Genomic DNA, 2,607 nt, shown 5'->3' with positions numbered 1-2,607 from the left:
AACGTAACCGGACTCGTGCACGAGGGAGTACCACCGGAGGTTTTCTTCGCTCTCTCCTTCGATGGGCATACTCCTCAAGGCACGGTCACTTTTCACAAAGGATTCAAAGCAGATGGCCAACCAGGAGCTGAAATCGACGGGTGAACCAGCGTCTTAGCTCAACCGTTCGACAAAGGGGGAAATATGGATTTAAAATATTCAAAGATTATTATAGGCCTTCTTACCATAATTTTATTTTTGGCAAACTCTTGCAATTCAAAATCTATAACCGGATCTGGAAATATCATAAAGGAATCTAGGCCGGTCTCTGGATTCCACAAAGTGTCCATCAGTGGGGCAGGACATTTGTTTATCATTCAGGGGAATAACGAGTCACTTGAAATAGAGTGTGATGACAACATAGCACCGCATATTCGAACGATAGTTAAAAATGGAACTCTAAAAATTGGGCCTAAAGAAGCCAGGTTAAAGCCAAGTGAGACAATCAGGTACAGTCTCTCTTTGAAAAATATTAATGCCCTTAAAACGTCTGGTTCTGTGCTAGTCAAGGGTGGCGTATTGAAAACGGAAAGCTTAAGTGTCGTGATGAGCGGATCAGGAAAGTTTAGTCTAAGAAACCTTGAAGCGCAGTCCATCGCATTTGACATCAGCGGCTCAGGGGAGATCAATATCGAATCGGGAAATTCAAAATATCAAAAAATTTCAATTAGTGGCTCTGGTGAATTCAGCGTTCCAAATCTAAAAAGTGAGAATATTGATCTTACCATCAGTGGATCCGGTAAAGCAAAAGTATGGGTTACTAATGAGCTGAACATTAAAATTAGTGGAAGTGGTAAGCTCTACTACTATGGTTCACCTATAATCTCTACCAGTATCTCAGGTTCGGGAAAAGTAGAGGGTCTCGGTACAAAGTGACAATTTAAATGTCGAAAAAGGCGCTGCACCTGACCGCCATTATGTTGTGCTTCATGGCGACCGGTGAGCTTTATCGTTGCGGCGGACGGATTGCTGAGGGAAAACTAGCCTTCCTCCATGTGAATGGAAGAAAAATCATGCAAGAACGAAGGTACGACGTTGATTGGCTGAGGATTATTGCTATGCTGGCCGTCTTTCTCTACCATTGCACCCGCTTCTTCGACCCAGAAGGGTGGCACTTGAAGAACCCGGAGCAAAGTCAGCTGCTCTTCGTGGCGATGCGTGGTTTGATTTGGACTTGGGTCATGGAGCTTTTCTTCCTGTTGTCAGGAATTGGGACCTGGTACGCACTAAAGTCCAGGCGAGCCTGGGCGTATATCTGGGAGCGAGTCAAGCGGCTTCTCATCCCTTTTTATACCGTGGGTTTCTTTGTCCTGTTGCCGATCCAGCTCTACTTTGAACTGTTTACTAATTCGGGATATCGCGGAAGCTTCTGGCAATTAATTCTGCGCTACTTCGATCGCCTCAATCTCCCCGGTATTACGCAGTGGCCCAGTACTTTGCTGCCCATTCCTTTTTCCGGACATCTGTGGTTTCTTCAATATCTCTTTCTCATCTCACTGCTGAGTCTCCCTTTACTGCTTTATTTAAAGTCAGAACAGGGAAAGCGCTGGATCGCGAGATTCGCTGGATGGTGTGATAAACCAGGCGGGATATTTCTCTTCGTAATACCACTGTCTCTAACCCTCATCGGACTCGGGGCTATTTTCAAGACTCGTTTTAGCTGGGCAGATCTTCTCTGGTACACGATTTTCTTTGTAATAGGCTACATGATGGCAGCTGATAAACGCTTTATAATGAGCATTAGGAGACATGGGTGGATCTGCATGGCGCTATGGATCGTTGGCTGGTGCGGACTAGGATTTTTAGTAGTGGCATTTGGCTATGACCCATACCCGGGTAAAGAGCCCTTCTCATTGGTATTCGTACTCTTTCAAACCGTATGGAGCATTACGTGTTGGAGCGCGGTTGTATTTGTTCTGAACATTGGAGCCAGGCACCTAAACACGAACCATAAATTCCTGGTCTACGGTAACGAGGCGGTTTTGCCCTTCTATTTGTTCCACCAGACGATTATACTTTGCATCGGCTGGTATGTTATACGCTGGGACATAGGCATCCTGACCAAGCTCCTGATCATCGCCAGTGTCTCCTTCTCCTTGATCATGATTCTATACGAACTGTTCGTCAGGCGCTTCAACATCGTGCGTTTCTTCTTTGGCATGCGACCAAGAAAGAAGCCTCCAGCAATGCCCATCCCTCGCCCGGAAGGGACTTTCGCCTGATCATCAGGCGACCAAACCGGATTGGTAAACGGGGGCAGATCTGCTCTTGACTCGTAATTTTTAAAAGAATGTGTGGCTTAAATCCGCCAAAGGCGGACGAGCCCGCCGGAAACACGGCGGGTAAAGGCTTGATGCGCCCTAGGCGCATAAATACTCCTGAGGCGTATAAATACTCCATAGGCGTATAAATTTCCCGCCCCTTGGGCGATTTTGGATATTCCGATTGATACTCCGCTGCTCTGCGGTGGGGTAGTTTATTATTGAAAGTAAGCAAATTTGCCTGTTTGTTTGTTCAATCCCGATATATCGGGATATCAGGCAAAATTGCCTTATATGTAAATGTTAG

2 protein-coding genes are annotated in these 2,607 nt (G+C 46.0%); both read left to right on the top strand.

Features of this window, described 5'->3' with window-relative positions; translation table 11 throughout:
* The first annotated feature begins 183 nt into the window (after positions 1 to 183).
* Positions 184 to 915 carry a DUF2807 domain-containing protein gene (locus JRI95_16945; protein MBW2063233.1) on the top strand — a complete coding sequence of 244 codons (732 nt, stop codon included), beginning with the start codon at positions 184 to 186 and terminating at the stop codon, positions 913 to 915.
* Positions 916 to 923: 8 nt separating this feature from the next.
* A complete protein-coding gene (locus tag JRI95_16940) occupies positions 924 to 2,261 on the top strand; it encodes an acyltransferase (GenBank protein ID MBW2063232.1) in 1,338 nt (445 codons plus the stop codon).
* The last annotated feature ends 346 nt before the right edge of the window (positions 2,262 to 2,607 follow it).

This window comes from Deltaproteobacteria bacterium (genome assembly GCA_019308995.1).
Classification (GTDB): Bacteria; Desulfobacterota; Desulfarculia; order Adiutricales; family JAFDHD01; genus JAFDHD01.
This window is presented reverse-complemented; position numbering and strand designations above follow the sequence as displayed.

Bases quoted from the DNA above. Each gene is read 5' to 3' on its own strand.
- JRI95_16945 (MBW2063233.1), top strand. From the start codon at position 184: ATGGATTTAAAATATTCAAAGATTATTATAGGCCTTCTTACCATAATT.
- JRI95_16940 (MBW2063232.1), top strand. From the start codon at position 924: ATGTCGAAAAAGGCGCTGCACCTGACCGCCATTATGTTGTGCTTCATG.